Consider the following 14,527-nt stretch of genomic DNA (forward strand, 5'->3'; position numbering starts at 1 on the left):
CCGTGAAGTTCCTGGAAGCACCACCACGATTCCTGTTCTTCACCGGCAAGGGCGGGGTGGGCAAGACCTCCATCGCGTGCGCCACGGCCATTCACCTGGCACGCCAACACAAGCGGGTTCTGTTGGTCAGCACCGATCCCGCGTCCAATGTCGGCCAGGTCTTCGGGCTCGAGATCGGTGACACCATCACCGCGATCCCCGCCGTCGAAGGATTATCCGCTCTGGAGATCGACCCCGACCAGGCGGCCGAGGCCTACCGGGAACGCATCATCGGCCCGGTGCGCGGCATGCTGCCCGACGAAGAGCTGAGGTCGATCACCGAACAGCTCTCCGGCTCGTGCACCACCGAGATCGCCTCCTTCAACGAGTTCACCGAGCTACTCACCGATTCCGATGGGCTCGTGGCCCAGTTCGATCATGTGTTGTTCGACACCGCGCCGACAGGGCACACGATCCGGTTGCTGCAGTTGCCCGGATCCTGGACCGACTTCCTCGCCAAAGGCAAGGGCGATGCGTCGTGCCTGGGACCGCTCTCAGGGCTCGACAAGCAGCGTGACCTTTACGCGGGCGCGGTCGCGGCGTTGGCCGATCCGCAGCGCACCCGGCTTGTGTTGGTGGCGCGTGCCCAGCGCTCGACACTCGACGAAATCGCCCGCACTCAACAGGAACTCACCACGATCGGCCTCACCAACCAATACGTCGTGATCAACGGTGTCCTGCCAGCCGCCGCCGGACAGCGCGACCCGCTGGCGGCGGCGATCCACCAGCGCGAACAACAAGCCATCGCAGCCCTACCGGAGGAGCTACGCGCGCTACCACTCGATCAGGTCGATCTCAAGGCCACCAACATCGTCGGACTTCCGGCGCTCGCGTCGCTGTTCACCCCGGACGCGCGCACGGCTGGCAGTGACGAGCATCCGGCCCCTGACGTGATGGACGCCCCTTTGGCGGCCCTGGTCGACGAACTCGCCAAGAACCACAACGGACTGATCCTGTGCATGGGCAAAGGCGGAGTGGGCAAGACCACCATCGCAGCTGCCATCGCCGTCGCCCTGGCCGACCGCGGCCACCCGGTGCACCTGACCACCACCGACCCCGCCGGACACCTCACCGACATGCTGCACGGCTCGATGGAGAACCTGCACGTTTCGAGCATCGACCCGGCCGAGGCCACCCGCGCATACCGCGACCATGTGCTCGCCACCAAGGGAGCCGCACTCGACGCCCAGGGTCGGTTGATGCTCGAAGAAGACCTGCGCTCGCCGTGCACCGAGGAAGTCGCTGTCTTCCAAGCATTCTCGCGGGTGATCGGCGAATCGAGGAACAAATTTGTTGTTGTCGACACCGCGCCGACGGGACACACCCTGCTACTGCTCGATGCCACCGGCTCCTATCATCGCGAGGTTGCTCGGCAACTCGGTAGTCGCCACTTCACCACGCCGCTGATGCGGTTGCAGGATCCGGACCGCACCAAGGTCGTCATCGTCACGCTGGCCGAAACCACACCGGTTCTCGAAGCCGTTGGGCTCCAAGAAGAACTCGAACGCGCCCACATCCACCCGTGGGCGTGGGTGGTCAACAACTCGCTCGCAGCCGCTCACCCGACGTCGCCGCTGCTGTGTCGGCGAGCCGTCGCCGAACTGCCGGAGATCGACAAGGTGAGATCCGAGCACGCAGTTCGGTTTGCCGTGGTGCCGCTGTTGGCGAGCGAACCCGTCGGAATCCCCGCCCTCGAGGCGCTCACGGGGTCGCGGACCGCGGCGACGGCAACCTAGGCGCCTGCATCCGGGCGGGCGTAGGCGGTGTCGGTGCTGTAGACGGTGAACCCGAGCCGTTCGTAGGTGCGCACCGCCGCGGTGTTGTCCGACTCCACGTAGAGCATCACGGTGGGCTCGCCCGCATCGGCGAGCCGCCGCGCCAGGTGTGCCATTCCGATGACCGTGAGGGTTCGCCCCAGACCCATCCCCTGGGCTGCCGGGTCGACACCGACGACGTAGACCTCGCCGACACCGGGCTTGTCGAGATGCTCCTTGGTCCAGTGGAACCCCAGCAGTCGCTCGCCGGTGTGATCGAAGGCCAGGAACAGCCCGTCGGGGTCGAACCACGGCTCCCCCCGTCGCTCGGCGATCTGGGCGTCGGTCCAGCCGCCCTGCTCGGGATGCCACGCGAAGGCCGCGTTGTTGACCCGCAGCAGCTCGGCGTCGTCGGCCGGGCCGGCATACGAACGGACCTGCACCCCGTCGGGGGTGCCGGCGTCGGGGACGTCACGCAGCGGGCGCCGCATCTGCAGCAACCGGCGGACCGGGGTCAATCCGAGCGAGGCCGCCGTCGCTTCCGCGGCGGTCAGCGTGCCGTGTGCCCAGAACCGGCCGCGCCCCTTTGTCCGATCCAGCGCGGCGCGGATCAGCGCCGTCCCGGTTCCCTGCCTGCGGGCCCGCGGAGCCACCACCAACTCAGCCATCTCCGGCGCCAGGTTCAGATAACCGGTGAGTTCGCCCGCTTCGTCGACCGCGACCAGATGCGGTGTGCGATCGTGGCCCAGCTCGCGCAGGACCTGTTCACCGACCGGGGATACTGCATCAAATTCCGTTGCTGCCGCGATGATTTCATGCACTGCCTGTTGATCGGCGGCGGACAGCTGCGGGCGCCAGTCGGTCCGGCTCACTGACTGTGCAGGTGATCGGCAAGCGGGGTCTGCACGCCGTCCGGAATGTCGGTGTACTCCGCGTCCTCCGGCTCATCCAGATCCTCGGGGAGTTCCGGTTCCGCCGTGGCCGAACGACCACGCGCCGGACGGACCGCCTTGTAGCCGACGTTGCGCACGGTCCCGATGAGCGACTCGTATTCGGTGCCGAGCTTCGCGCGCAACCGGCGCACGTGCACGTCGACGGTGCGGGTGCCGCCGAAGAAGTCGTAGCCCCACACCTCCTGAAGCAGTTGAGCCCGGGTGAACACCCGGCCGGCGTGCTGGGCCAGATACTTCAGCAGCTCGAATTCCTTGTAGGTCAGATCCAGCGGCCGTCCCCGGAGTCTCGCGGTGTAGGTGCCTTCGTCGATGACGAGCTCGCCAAGGGTGATCTTGCCCAGATTCTCCTGGTTGGCCACCCCGCCACGGCGCCCTACGAGCAGCCTCAGCCGGGCGTCGATCTCGGCGGGGCCGGTGCTGGGCAGAAGGATCTCATCCAGACCCCATTCCACATTGACGGCGACGAGGCCGCCTTCGTTGACGACGGCGACCACCGGGACCGACGATCCCGTCGTCCCCAGCAGCCGGCACAGACCGCGCGCGGCGGCCAGGTCGGTGCGCGCATCGACGATTGCCACGTCCGCGGTGCCGGCCTCCAGCAGAGACGACACTTCGGTAGGCGCCGTGCGCACGTTGTGAGCCAGCAGCGACAACGAGGGCAGCACCGACTCGGGATGTGGGTCAACCGTCAGTAGCAGTAGATCCAACTGGCCCTCCAACAGCAGTGGAGATCATTCGCCGGGACAACCTTGTCGCGCGGTGACTTCCCAGATTCATGCCTGACACACGGCCGTTACTCGACCGATGGTTTCATAACGATAGCGTGCCACCTGCCGTTAAGCGGTGCCGAACCGTTCATCGTTGTTCGGTGGGCCACAATATCGGCGTGCGCAAACTCGTGATCGGCGCCTTGGCTACCCTGACCGCGGTGCTGGTCGGCGCCGTCGGCGCGGACTTCGGCGGCGCCATCTTCGCCGAATATCGCCTGGCCAGGAGCGTACGCAGTGCCGCCGACCTGAACTGGGACCCCTCAGTGGCGATCCTCGGATTCCCCTTCGCACCGCAGGCGATGCGCGGCCATTACGACGAGGTGGAGATCAAAGCGAGTGGCGTTGATCACGCTGTGGTCGGCACAGCATCGCTGGAAGCGACCCTGCACTCGATCGATCTGGGCGACAACTCGTGGCTGATCCCCCCGGACGCGACGCTGCGGGTGGGCAAGGTGGAGAGCCGGATCATCATCGATTCCACCCACGTCGGCCGCTATCTGGGCGTCACCGACCTACTCGTCGAGGCCCCCACCGTGGAGACCAACGACTCCACCGGCGGCACCACCGAGTCGGGCATCTCGAGCAACCGCGGGCTGGTCTTCACCGGCACCCCGACCAAGGCGGGATTCGACCAGAAGGTGAGCATCGCGGTGGATCTGTCGATCGCCGGGCCCGAGGCCACCACGCTGGTGATGACCGCGACCGGAGTGCTGACCGGACCGGGGACCGCCGATCAGGAGGTACCCGAGGACCAGCTGCCTGAGGTGCTGGCCGCCTTCTCCACAAGCCTGCCCGGCCAGAAGCTCCCGTTCGGGATCGCACCCACCAGCGAGGGCGCCCGGGGCTCCGACGTCATCATCGAGGGCATCGCCGAAGACGTGACCATCGACCTCGACGAGTTCCGGCTGTCATGAGCGGGACATGGATCGCCGTCATCGCCGCCCTGATCGCGGTGTTCGGCCTGGCGTTCGTGATCAGCAAGCTGCTGACGTTGCGCACCACCCTGGCCGCGGCGGGAGCGGCGGCCGAAGCGCAGATCGCCAACATGGACACCAGCGACCTGGGACTGTCCACGACCGGACCGACCGTCGTGCACTTCACGGCGCAGTGGTGCGCGCCCTGCGTGAGCGTGCGCAAGGTGGTCGACGAGGTCTGCGCGGACCTGCCCGCCGTCGCCCACCTGGAGCTCGACATCGACGCCAATCCGGAGGCTGCGCGCAAGCTTTCGGTCCTGTCGCTGCCGACGACATTCGTCTTCGACGCCGACGGCCGGCAGCGCTACCGCACCTCAGGGGTGCCGACCGCTTCTGACCTGCGGGGGGCCCTGGAACCACTGTTGGCTTGATCACCCTTCCATTGGGTAAGCTGTCTCCCGTGTCAGCCCGCCTCGAGCTCTTGCTCACCAAGCGCCGCGCAGTCGATCTGTGCCGCGTCGCGGGTTGTTGCTGTTGTTGTTGCAGCTGCTGAGTAGCCGCGCACTCTATTTTCGCGCCGCACTCTGCGAGCGGGCCCCGGGTCCTGCCGCGTCCAGCCGATCGAAACAACAGGAGCACAACTATGTCGACCACCATCACCATCACCCAGCTGTATCCGCTCGGCGCGCGGCTTCACCCGAAGCTGCGTGGATAACCACCGCACAGTCCGCTTCCTGAAAAGCAACCGAAAGGATCTCCTACATGGCACGCTCCGACGTCCTGGTCACAGCCGACTGGGCCGAGAGCAATCTCGACGCGCCGAAGACCGTTTTCGTCGAGGTCGACGAGGACACCAGCGCCTACGACACTGGTCACATCCCGGGGGCGGTGAAGCTCGACTGGAAAACCGATCTGCAGGATCAGGTCAAGCGCGACTTCGTCGACGCCGCACAGTTCTCCAAGTTGCTGTCCGAGCGCGGCATCGCCAACGACGACACGGTGATCCTCTACGGCGGCAACAACAACTGGTTCGCCGCGTACGCGTACTGGTACTTCAAGCTGTACGGGCACCAGGACGTCAAGCTGCTCGACGGCGGCCGCAAGAAGTGGGAACTCGACGCACGCCCGCTGTCCACCGACGCGGTCAACCGCGATCAGACGAGCTACACGGCCAAGGACCCCGACAACAGCATCCGCGCGTTCCGCGACGAGGTCATCGCCGCGATCGGAACCAAGAACCTGGTGGACGTGCGCTCCCCCGACGAGTTCTCCGGCAAGATCCTGGCCCCGGCGCACCTGCCGCAGGAGCAGAGCCAGCGCGCCGGCCACATCCCCACGGCCATCAGCGTGCCGTGGAGCAAGGCCGCCAACGAGGACGGCACCTTCAAGTCCGACGAGGACCTGGCCAAGCTCTACGCCGAGGCCGGGCTCGACGGCGAGAAGGAGACCATCGCCTACTGCCGCATCGGTGAGCGCTCGTCGCACACCTGGTTCGTGCTGCAGGAGCTGCTGGGACACAAGAACGTCAAGAACTACGACGGCAGTTGGACCGAATACGGCTCCCTGGTGGGAGCCCCGATCGAGTTGGGAAGTTGATTATGTGCTCTGCACCGAAACAAGGACTGACGTTGCCGGCCAGCGTTGACCTCGAGAAGGAGACGGTGATCACCGGCCGTGTCGTCGACGGCTCGGGCCAGGGTGTCGCCGGGGCGTTCGTGCGTCTGCTGGACAGCTCCGACGAGTTCACCGCGGAGGTCGTCGCGTCGGCCACCGGGGACTTCCGGTTCTTTGCCGCCCCCGGCACCTGGACGCTGCGCGCCCTGTCGTCGGCCGGCAACGGCGACGCCAGCGTGGCACCGTCGGGCGCGGGCATCCACGAGGTCGACGTCAAGGTCGCCTGACGACGAAGGAGTCAGGCAATCAGGACACGCCTGACGACGCTCTGATGTTGCTGTCAAAACGCTGCAAGATCGGCTGACGTCGGCGAAAATGTGGTGATCCCGCGCCGCTCGGCGCGGGTCAACCCCATCCGCTCCGTGGTCTGCCGCGGCGGCGGGTGCGCGGCCCGCCGCGGTTACCTCTAGGACCGACCATGAAGATCATGTTCGCCTGTGCCGCGGCAGCGGCCTTCGGTGCAGTTGCTCTCGGAGGCGCGCCGGTCGCCGGCGCGGACCCGGAGGGCGATTTCCTGACGGTGATCTCCGACGGCGGCATCACCTGGCCCTCGGACAAGACCGCCCAGGTCATCGAGACCGGTTACGCGGTGTGTCAGGACTGGGCCGCCGGCGTCACCTTCGAACAGGAGGTCGCCGACCTGACCAGCGCGACTGCCTGGTCGGACTACCAGGCGGGTTATTTCATCGGGGCGGCCACAGGCGCGTTCTGCCCGGAGTACGAGGACAGGATCGGCTGACCGCACCGCCGCTGTGGGCCGCCGAGAGGCCCGCACGCCCGGCGGCTAGACTTCCTGCCGTGGTCCTGTTCTTCGAGATCCTGCTCGTTGCGGCTGTCGTGGTGATCACTTGGTTCGCGCTGTACGCGGTCTACCGGCTCGTCACCGACGAGTCGTGACGCTGCCCACGCGAGGAGCGCCATGACCTCCGGTGACGATGCAGTCGCCGCGGCTGCCGAACGAGCCAGAGAAACTGCCGCGCGCAACATTCCGGTGTTCGGCGACCTTCCGCTCCCTGCCGACACGGCCAACCTGCGAAAGGGCGCCAACCTCAACGACGCGCTGCTGGCGCTGCTGCCGTTGGTCGGGGTCTGGCGGGGTGACGGCGAGGGCCGCGACACCCACGGTGATTACCGGTTCGGCCAGCAGATCGTGGTGTCCCACGACGGTGGCGACTATCTCAACTGGGAAGCCCGTTCCTGGCGGCTCGACGACGACGGCGAGTACGACCGGCCCGCGCTGCGCGAGACCGGCTTCTGGCGGTTTGTCGACGACCCGAACGACGCGGGCGAGTCGCAGGCCATCGAGTTGCTGTTGTCGCACTCGGCGGGCTACGTCGAACTGTTCTACGGCCGACCGCTCACCCAGTCGTCCTGGGAGCTGGTCACCGACGCACTGGCCCGCAGCAAGTCCGGCCTGCTCGTGGGCGGAGCCAAGCGGCTCTACGGCATTGTCGAGGGCGGCGACCTCGCCTACGTGGAAGAGCGGGTGGACGCCGACGGTGGACTGGTGCCCCATCTGTCCGCCCGCCTGACCAGGTTCGTCGGATGATGCGACGGCCGGTGATCGTCGCGGCGTTGGCCGCGGCCGGGGTCGCCGCGGCGGCCTGCACTGCGCCGGAGGACCCACCAAACGGTCCAGACACGGCGCCGACCTCCACCTCCACCTCGGTGACGCCCAGCGTGGGTCACGGCTCACTCGCGTACTGCCTGAGCCAGCATGGAATGCCGGCACCACCCGGTCCGACGGCCGACGCGCCTCCCGGCGTGGATCCCGCGGCCTGGGAGCAGGCGATGGCCGAATGCTCGTCGCTGGCACCGGGTCCGGCGGGCTGACCACCCGGCTCCCCCGTCGAGCCACCACCACGCCCAGGACATGGAGCGGCCCCCGAGCCGTTGTTCCTGGTCGGACAAGACCGAGGGGCTCGGGGGCCGGGTGACTGCGGGGATTTCGCCAGCGCGCACAGGTGCGTCAACGGCCTCCCGGCGCTGCTAGCTCGCAGCCACCTCACATGTCCATGAGTCAATCAATTTCTCGGACCACCTCCTTCCCTGTGTACAGGCGAAGGTACCCGCGATCCGGCAGCGCGACAAGGGAATTAATCTGTCAGCGATCAGAGACGATCGCGGCGTCGACCAACGCCGAGATGTCGTCCGCCAACGGCGCCGGCGCCAGCGCCACCCCGTCGAGGGTGTGCACCCGCGCCGCCAACGTGATACTCGACACCAACCAGACTCCCTGGGCGGCAACCAGATCGGCCGGCCGCAGCGCCTGGTAGTCACAGTCGTAGCCGCTGTTGCGCGCGACCTCGAACAGCGCCTGCTGGGTGGTGCCACGCAGGATCGGATACCACGGCGGCGGGGTCAACAGACAGGTGCGTCCGTCAGAACCCGTGGTGGCGATGACGACAGTGGAGCGCGGCCCCTCGAGGACGAAGCCGTCGGTGCTGACGAAAACGACGTCACCGGCGCCGTGACGCTCGGCGTGCCGCAGCGCGGCCATGTTCACCGCGTAGGACAGCGTCTTGGCGCCCGCGAGCAGCCACGGCATCGTGTCGATCCCGTGAGCGGACATCCCCCGATCCAGGGTCAGCGCCGCCAGCCCGGTCCGCCGGACCTCGGCCACTCGCGCAGGCAGCGGACCCACCGTGGCGTAGGCGGTGCCTGTTGCCTGCATGCCACTTTCCCGGCCTCGGCTGTACACCAGCCTCAGCACGCCTTCGCCGCCGCCGTCGGCGAGCCAGCGCTGCACCGCGACCGCGACCGCCGATCGCCACCGCGGCAGATCCGGGGCAGCCAGGTCGAGCAGCTGAGCGGAGTGGGCCAGCCTGCCCAGGTGGGATTCGAGCAGGCACGGTCGGCCGTCGCGGACCAGCAGGGTCTCGAAGACTCCGTCGCCACGCACCGCGGCCAGATCGTCGGCGTGCAGAAACGGCGCCTGCGGATCGTGCAGTTGCCCATCGAGAGTCACCACAACCGCCATGGGCCGAAAGCGTAGCCCCGCCGGCAAGGCCGCTGACCGTAGAGTTGACCTATGTCTTCGACCACTTCCGCGGTGCCGGCTCCCACCACCGGACCCGACGCCGGCGCCATCTGGCACTACGGCGACCCGCTGGGCGAACAGCGGGCCGCCGCGGAGGGCGCGGTCCTGATAGACCGCTCCCACCGGGGCGTGTTGACCCTGACCGGCGCTGAACGCAAGTCCTGGCTGCACAACCTCACCACCCAGCACGTCAGCGAGCTCCCCGAGGGTGTGGTCACCCAGAATCTGAGCCTCGACGGGCAGGGCCGTGTGGAAGATCACTGGCTGCAGACCGAACTCGACGGCCTCACAGTCCTCGACACCGAACCCTGGCGCGCGGAGCCGCTGCTTGCCTACCTGCGCCGGATGGTGTTCTGGGCCGACGTCACCGTGGAGCCGGCTGAACTGGCCGTGTTGTCCCTTCTCGGCCCCCGCGTGGCCGACACGCCGGTGCTGGAGGCCCTGGGGCTGACCGGGCTGCCCGCGGAGGGCACGGCGACGGCCCTGCCAGAAGGCGGTTTCGTGCGTCGTCTCTGGGGGCCGGGCGTCGAGGTCGACGTGGTGGTGCCACGCTCCCAGGTCTCCGGGTGGCGCGACCGTCTGCTGGCGGCCGGAGTCCGGCCCGCAGGCGTCTGGACCTACGAAGCCCACCGGGTGGCCGAACGCCGCCCCCGCCTCGGCGTCGACACCGACGAACGCACGATCCCCCACGAGGTCGGCTGGATCGGGCCCGCCGTGCACCTGGACAAGGGGTGCTACCGCGGCCAGGAAACCGTCGCGCGGGTCCACAACCTGGGCAAACCGCCCCGGATGCTGGTGCTGCTGCACCTCGACGGAGACGGTGACCGGCCGGTACCGGGCGACCCGCTGCAGGCCGGCGGCCGCACCGTGGGCCGGCTGGGAACCGTCGTCGACCACGTGGACGACGGCGTCATCGCGCTTGCCCTGGTCAAGCGTGGCCTGCCTGCGGACACCGAGCTCATCACCGGCGGTGACGTCGCGACAGCGGCTGCCATCGACCCCGATTCGATGCCCGGAACCGACGGCGTCGGCGCGGGTCGCCTGGCCGTCGATCGGCTGCGCGGAGGTGCCCGTTGACGACAGGCGACCAGGGTCTGCCAGCGCCCCGGCGACGGGCACGGTAAAGTGTTGGCAGGACAATAAACACACTCAGATCGGAGCCGCCTGTTGATTGGGCCGCTCCGTTATTGCGCGAGGGGGTTCCCCCATGGGCCGCGGCCGGGCAAAGGCAAAGCAGACCAAGGTTGCACGTGATCTCAAATACAGTTCACCGCAGACCGACTTCGAGCGGCTACAGCGCGAGCTGTCGGGTTCGCCGGACGACGACCGCCTCAACGGCAGCGACGTCCCGGCAGACGACGGCTGGGTAGACGAGGACGACTGGCGGCGCTAGCCGCGCGCTCCTCAGAACCTGGGGTGCTGGCCCACGAGCGTGGCTCGTGCGGAGTCCTTGCTCCCCTTTTCGATGGTTCCCAGGGTCCAGCAGTTCAAGTGGCGGGCGGTGAGCACGGCCAGCGCGCGATCGGTGTCCTCCGGCGCGACGACGGCGACCATTCCGACGCCCATGTTGAACGTCTTCTCCATCTCCACCCGGTCGATGCGGCCGCGCTGGGCGATCATGCCGAACACCGGCGCGGGCGTCCACGTCCCCCGGTCGAGCTCGGCAACCAGACCGTGCGGGATGACCCGCTCCAGGTTTCCGGCCAGCCCGCCACCGGTGACATGGCAGAAAGTCCGCACCTGGGTCTCGGCGGCCAGCGCCAGGCAGTCCTTGGTGTAGATGCGCGTCGGCTCCAGCAGTTCCTCACCGAGGGTGCGGCCGAACTCCTCCACATGCCCCGCCAGGTTCATGTGGTCGATTTCGAGCAGCACGTGGCGGGCCAACGAGTAGCCGTTGGAGTGCAGCCCGGTGGACGCCATGGCGATGATGACGTCGCCGGGCCTGACCCGGTCGGGGCCCAGAACGTCGTCGGCTTCGACGACACCGACCCCCGTCGCGGAGATGTCGTAGTGGTCGGGGGCCATCAACCCGGGATGCTCCGCCGTCTCACCACCGAGCAGAGCGCAGCCGGCGAGGACGCACCCGTCGGCGATGCCGGAGACGAGTTCGGCGACACGTTCGGGGACGGTGCGCCCGACCGCGATGTAGTCCTGCAGGAACAGCGGCTCGGCACCGCAGACCACGAGGTCGTCGACCACCATCGCGACCAGGTCGATGCCGACCGTGTCGTGCTTGTCCATCGCTTGGGCGACGGCGAGCTTGGTGCCCACCCCGTCGGTCGACGACGCCAGCAGCGGCTCGCGGTAGTCACCGCGCAGCGCGAACAGCCCGGCGAACCCGCCCAGCCCACCGCGCACCTCGGGCCTGGTGGCCTTCTTGGCTAGCGGCTTGAAGAGTTCGACGGCGCGGTCACCTGCTTCGATGTCCACCCCTGCCGACGCATAGGAAATGCCGTGTTGTTCGGCGCGCTCGGTCATCGAGAGCAAGGCTACCCCGCGTTTTGGTGGCTAACCGCTACCGGTATGTGCCGGCCGTCAGCCGACGTTGCGGGCCGGCCACCCGTTGAGCGGTTTCGCCGCGCGGAAGGCCGTCACCACGCGTTGCTCGGCTTTTCTGGTGCCGAGCCAGGCCCCGACGGGCCAGATCCTCATCATCGCGATGCCCTTGTGCCGGAGCAGCTCGATCCCCGTCACGGTTAGCAAATGTGCTCAGCGGGCACTCCACGTCGGCACCGGCAACGAAAAACTATCGAGAGCAGTTGCGGGTGACGACGAACGGAGCGGTAGTGGCAGAGCAGATCAGGTGCTTGGTGACCGGGGCGACCGGCTACATCGGAGGTCAGTTGGCGCCGGCGCTGATCGAGCACGGCCATCAGGTGCGGGCGATGGCCCGCACACCGGACAAGCTCTCCGACGCCCCCTGGCGGGACCGCGCCGAGGTGGTGCGAGGCGACCTGTCCGAACCCGACTCATTGATCGCGGCGTTCCAGGACATCGACGTCGTGTACTACCTGGTGCACTCGATGGGGACGTCGAAAGACTTCGTCGCCGAGGAGAAGCGCGCCGCTCAGAACGTGGTCACGGCCGCAAAGGTCGCCGGGGTCAAACGCGTGGTCTACCTCAGTGGTCTGCATCCCGAAGGCGAGCTGTCGCCGCATCTGGCGTCGCGCGCGGCCGTCGGGGACATTCTCATCGGGTCCGGCATCGAAACCCTGGTGCTGCAGGCCGGCATCGTGGTGGGCTCCGGTTCGGCGTCGTTCGAGATGATCCGCCATCTCACCGACCGGCTGCCGGTCATGACGACCCCGAAATGGGTGCACAACAAGATCCAGCCCATCGCGATCGACGACATCCTGCACTACCTGGTCGAGGCAGCGACGGCGTCGGTACCGCAGTCCCGGACGTGGGACGTCGGCGGACCCGACGTCCTCGAGTACGGCGACGCCATGCAGGTCTACGCCGACGTCGCCGGGCTGCGCAGGCGCGTCATCGTTGCCATCCCGTTCCTGACCCCCGCCATCGCGAGTTGGTGGGTCGGGTTGGTGACGCCCATTCCGCTGGGGCTGGCCCGGCCCCTGGTCGCGTCGCTGGAATGCGACGCGGTGGCCCTCGAACACGACATCGACGCGGTCATTCCGCCGCCGCCAACCGGTCTGACCGGCTACCGCGACTCGGTGGTGCTGGCGCTGCAGAGCGAAGACCACCCCAAGGCCGGCCGTCGGCTGTTGATGCGTTGGAGTCCCACCACGGCGCAGTGACGCCCGCGGGTCGGTGCCGCTAGGGCCGCCGCAGCGCCGAGGCGTTGTCGTTGTCCACCTGCAGCGGGATGCCGGTGCGGGCCGCGGTCTCGAGCATGTGCTCGATGACGTTCTTACCCAGCGCGGTCTCCCCGGGCAGCTCGATCGGATACACACCGTCGAAGCACGCCGAACACAGCCGCGACGCCGGCTGCTCGGTGGCCGCGATCATGCCCTGGCGGCTGATGTAGCTCAGGGTGTCCGCGCCGATCGCCCGTCGGACGCCGTCGAGCATCTCGCCCTCGTCCGCCGAGTTGCTCGCGGCGTTGGCGATGAGCTCGGCGGGCGTGGCGAAGTCGATGCCGTAGAAGCACGGCCACTTGACCGGCGGAGACGCGATCCGCACGTGCACCTCGACGGCTCCGGCCTCGCGCAGCATCCGGATCAGCGCGCGCTGGGTGTTGCCGCGCACGATCGAGTCGTCGACGACGATCAGCCGCTTGCCGCGGATGACTTCCTTGAGCGGGTTGAGCTTGAGTCGGATGCCGAGCTGCCGAATGGTCTGGGAGGGCTGGATGAAGGTCCGCCCGACGTACGCGTTCTTCATCAGACCCTGCCCGTACGGGATGCCTGAGCCCTGCGCGTAGCCGACCGCGGCCGGGGTTCCCGACTCGGGGACGCCGATCACCAGGTCGGCCTCGACGGGCGATTCGGCCGCCAGCCGGCGACCGATCTCCACCCGGGTGCCGTGCACGGAGCGGCCCGCCAGCGTGCTGTCCGGGCGGGCGAGGTAGACGTACTCGAAGACACATCCCTTGGGCGTCGGGTTTGCGAAGCGTGTGGAACGCACGCCGTCCGCGTCGATGGCGAGCAGCTCGCCCGGCTCGATGTCACGGACGAACGCCGCGCCGACGATGTCCAGCGCGGCGGTTTCCGAGGCCACCACCCAGCCGCGGTCCAGCCGACCCAGCGACAGCGGCCGCACCCCGTAGGGGTCGCGCGCGGCGTAGAGGGTGTTCTCGTCCATGAAGGTCAGGCAGAACGCGCCGCGCACGGTGGGCAGCAGTTCCAGAGCAGCCTGCTCGAGCGAGGAGTCCGCCGCACCGTGGGCCAGCAGCGCACCGAGGATGTCGGAGTCGGTGGTGGCGGTGACGGCGCCGCGGTTGCCCATCAGCCCTTCGTCACGGGCGCGTGCGGCCAACTCGGCGGTGTTGACCAGGTTTCCGTTGTGGCCCAGGGCCACCCCGGTGCCCGCGGCGGTGTTACGGAAGACGGGCTGGGCGTTCTCCCAGGTGGTGGAACCGGTGGTGGAGTAGCGGCAGTGGCCGACGGCGACGTGGCCCGGCATCGCGGCCAGGGTCTGCTCGTCGAACACCTGGCTCACCAGCCCGAGATCCTTGAACACCAGCACCTGCGAGCCGTCCGCCACGGCGATGCCCGCGGCCTCCTGACCCCTGTGTTGCAGCGCGTAAAGGCCGTAGTACGTGAGCTTGGCCACCTCTTCGCCAGGCGCCCACACCCCGAAAACTCCGCATTCTTCCTTGGGATCGTCTTCGGGTGGCACGTCGGTCACGATGGCTGCTCCCTAGGGGCGGTGGGTGACATCGGCAAGTCTACGGTGAACGCCGGGGGAAGGTTGAATCGAC

Annotated in this window: 18 protein-coding genes; 12 read left to right on the plus strand and 6 right to left on the minus strand. The window is 68.1% G+C overall.

Going from position 1 to position 14,527, the window contains the following annotated elements:
• The first annotated feature begins 2 nt into the window (after nt 1-2).
• The gene (gene arsA / locus G6N53_RS28295; protein WP_163894799.1) at nt 3-1,775 is read left to right on the plus strand and encodes an arsenical pump-driving ATPase; all 1,773 of its coding nucleotides are present in this window, start codon (nt 3-5) and stop codon (nt 1,773-1,775) included.
• On the opposite strand, the gene mshD is transcribed toward arsA, so the two are convergent.
• Nucleotides 1,772-2,665 carry a mycothiol synthase gene (gene mshD / locus G6N53_RS28300; protein ID WP_163894801.1) on the minus strand — a complete coding sequence of 298 codons (894 nt, stop codon included), beginning with the start codon at nt 2,663-2,665 and terminating at the stop codon, nt 1,772-1,774. The two genes, arsA and mshD, sit on opposite strands and share 4 nt — an antisense overlap.
• Complete coding sequence (locus G6N53_RS28305) at nt 2,662-3,453, minus strand: winged helix-turn-helix transcriptional regulator (protein WP_163894803.1); 792 nt, start codon at nt 3,451-3,453, stop codon at nt 2,662-2,664. The genes mshD and G6N53_RS28305 overlap by 4 nt, the downstream gene beginning before the upstream one ends.
• A 179-nt stretch (nt 3,454-3,632) precedes the next feature.
• On the opposite strand from G6N53_RS28305, the gene lmeA reads away from it, so the two are divergent.
• The 8 genes from lmeA (at nt 3,633) to G6N53_RS28340 (ending at nt 7,937) form a co-directional block, all read left to right on the plus strand.
• Complete coding sequence (gene lmeA, locus G6N53_RS28310; protein ID WP_237166667.1) at nt 3,633-4,430, plus strand: mannan chain length control protein LmeA; 798 nt, start codon at nt 3,633-3,635, stop codon at nt 4,428-4,430.
• On the plus strand, nt 4,427-4,861 hold the full coding sequence (locus G6N53_RS28315) for a thioredoxin family protein (protein ID WP_163894807.1): 435 nt from the start codon (nt 4,427-4,429) through the stop codon (nt 4,859-4,861). The genes lmeA and G6N53_RS28315 overlap by 4 nt, the downstream gene beginning before the upstream one ends.
• 29 nt (nt 4,862-4,890) lie before the next feature.
• Nucleotides 4,891-4,983: an Ms5788A family Cys-rich leader peptide gene (locus tag G6N53_RS30675; RefSeq protein WP_353961945.1), complete on the plus strand. Its 93-nt coding sequence runs from the start codon at nt 4,891-4,893 to the stop codon at nt 4,981-4,983.
• Nucleotides 4,984-5,192: 209 nt separating this feature from the next.
• Nucleotides 5,193-6,026 carry a sulfurtransferase gene (locus tag G6N53_RS28320; protein WP_163894809.1) on the plus strand — a complete coding sequence of 278 codons (834 nt, stop codon included), beginning with the start codon at nt 5,193-5,195 and terminating at the stop codon, nt 6,024-6,026.
• Between the two features lie 2 nt (nt 6,027-6,028).
• Nucleotides 6,029-6,331, plus strand: a complete 303-nt coding sequence (locus G6N53_RS28325) for a DUF1416 domain-containing protein (protein ID WP_159228423.1) — start codon at nt 6,029-6,031, stop codon at nt 6,329-6,331.
• A 191-nt stretch (nt 6,332-6,522) separates the two neighbouring features.
• Nucleotides 6,523-6,843 (plus strand): DUF732 domain-containing protein, encoded by a 321-nt coding sequence (locus G6N53_RS28330; protein WP_163894811.1) that lies wholly within the window; start codon nt 6,523-6,525, stop codon nt 6,841-6,843.
• 180 nt (nt 6,844-7,023) lie between these two features.
• Nucleotides 7,024-7,653, plus strand: a complete 630-nt coding sequence (locus tag G6N53_RS28335; RefSeq protein WP_163894814.1) for a heme-binding beta-barrel domain-containing protein — start codon at nt 7,024-7,026, stop codon at nt 7,651-7,653.
• On the plus strand, nt 7,650-7,937 hold the full coding sequence (locus tag G6N53_RS28340) for a hypothetical protein (RefSeq protein ID WP_371870870.1): 288 nt from the start codon (nt 7,650-7,652) through the stop codon (nt 7,935-7,937). The genes G6N53_RS28335 and G6N53_RS28340 overlap by 4 nt, the downstream gene beginning before the upstream one ends.
• Before the next feature lie 271 nt (nt 7,938-8,208).
• On the opposite strand, the gene G6N53_RS28345 is transcribed toward G6N53_RS28340, so the two are convergent.
• Nucleotides 8,209-9,084: an aminodeoxychorismate lyase gene (locus tag G6N53_RS28345; protein WP_163894816.1), complete on the minus strand. Its 876-nt coding sequence runs from the start codon at nt 9,082-9,084 to the stop codon at nt 8,209-8,211.
• Nucleotides 9,085-9,135: 51 nt separating this feature from the next.
• Between G6N53_RS28345 and ygfZ the strand changes: the two genes are divergently transcribed.
• Complete coding sequence (ygfZ, locus tag G6N53_RS28350; RefSeq protein ID WP_163894818.1) at nt 9,136-10,221, plus strand: CAF17-like 4Fe-4S cluster assembly/insertion protein YgfZ; 1,086 nt, start codon at nt 9,136-9,138, stop codon at nt 10,219-10,221.
• Nucleotides 10,222-10,351: 130 nt separating this feature from the next.
• A complete protein-coding gene (locus G6N53_RS28355) occupies nt 10,352-10,537 on the plus strand; it encodes a DUF3073 domain-containing protein (protein WP_159228429.1) in 186 nt (61 codons plus the stop codon).
• Nucleotides 10,538-10,548: 11 nt separating this feature from the next.
• Here G6N53_RS28355 and purM read toward each other — a convergent pair whose 3' ends face one another.
• Both purM and G6N53_RS28365 read right to left on the minus strand, forming a co-directional pair.
• Nucleotides 10,549-11,622 (minus strand): phosphoribosylformylglycinamidine cyclo-ligase, encoded by a 1,074-nt coding sequence (gene purM / locus G6N53_RS28360; protein WP_163894820.1) that lies wholly within the window; start codon nt 11,620-11,622, stop codon nt 10,549-10,551.
• Between the two features lie 57 nt (nt 11,623-11,679).
• Nucleotides 11,680-11,838, minus strand: coding sequence for a hypothetical protein (locus G6N53_RS28365; protein ID WP_205390487.1), 159 nt, complete (start codon nt 11,836-11,838; stop codon nt 11,680-11,682).
• Between the two features lie 92 nt (nt 11,839-11,930).
• Here G6N53_RS28365 and G6N53_RS28370 point away from each other — a divergent pair, with 92 nt between their 5' ends.
• The gene (locus G6N53_RS28370) at nt 11,931-12,902 is read left to right on the plus strand and encodes an NAD(P)H-binding protein (RefSeq protein ID WP_163894822.1); all 972 of its coding nucleotides are present in this window, start codon (nt 11,931-11,933) and stop codon (nt 12,900-12,902) included.
• Nucleotides 12,903-12,921: 19 nt separating this feature from the next.
• On the opposite strand, the gene purF is transcribed toward G6N53_RS28370, so the two are convergent.
• Nucleotides 12,922-14,454 carry an amidophosphoribosyltransferase gene (gene purF, locus G6N53_RS28375; RefSeq protein WP_163894824.1) on the minus strand — a complete coding sequence of 511 codons (1,533 nt, stop codon included), beginning with the start codon at nt 14,452-14,454 and terminating at the stop codon, nt 12,922-12,924.
• Nucleotides 14,455-14,527: the final 73 nt, after the last annotated feature.

Origin of the sequence: Mycolicibacterium hippocampi (assembly GCF_010723735.1) — a bacterium.
GTDB classification, from domain to species: Bacteria; Actinomycetota; Actinomycetes; order Mycobacteriales; family Mycobacteriaceae; genus Mycobacterium; species Mycobacterium hippocampi.

Bases quoted from the DNA above. Each gene is read 5' to 3' on its own strand.
- purM (WP_163894820.1), bottom strand. From the start codon at position 11,622: ATGACCGAGCGCGCCGAACAACACGGCATTTCCTATGCGTCGGCAGGG.
- ygfZ (WP_163894818.1), top strand. From the start codon at position 9,136: ATGTCTTCGACCACTTCCGCGGTGCCGGCTCCCACCACCGGACCCGAC.
- G6N53_RS28315 (WP_163894807.1), top strand. From the start codon at position 4,427: ATGAGCGGGACATGGATCGCCGTCATCGCCGCCCTGATCGCGGTGTTC.
- G6N53_RS28320 (WP_163894809.1), top strand. From the start codon at position 5,193: ATGGCACGCTCCGACGTCCTGGTCACAGCCGACTGGGCCGAGAGCAAT.
- G6N53_RS28335 (WP_163894814.1), top strand. From the start codon at position 7,024: ATGACCTCCGGTGACGATGCAGTCGCCGCGGCTGCCGAACGAGCCAGA.
- G6N53_RS28325 (WP_159228423.1), top strand. From the start codon at position 6,029: ATGTGCTCTGCACCGAAACAAGGACTGACGTTGCCGGCCAGCGTTGAC.
- G6N53_RS28345 (WP_163894816.1), bottom strand. From the start codon at position 9,084: ATGGCGGTTGTGGTGACTCTCGATGGGCAACTGCACGATCCGCAGGCG.
- G6N53_RS28355 (WP_159228429.1), top strand. From the start codon at position 10,352: ATGGGCCGCGGCCGGGCAAAGGCAAAGCAGACCAAGGTTGCACGTGAT.
- G6N53_RS28330 (WP_163894811.1), top strand. From the start codon at position 6,523: ATGAAGATCATGTTCGCCTGTGCCGCGGCAGCGGCCTTCGGTGCAGTT.
- G6N53_RS28340 (WP_371870870.1), top strand. From the start codon at position 7,650: ATGATGCGACGGCCGGTGATCGTCGCGGCGTTGGCCGCGGCCGGGGTC.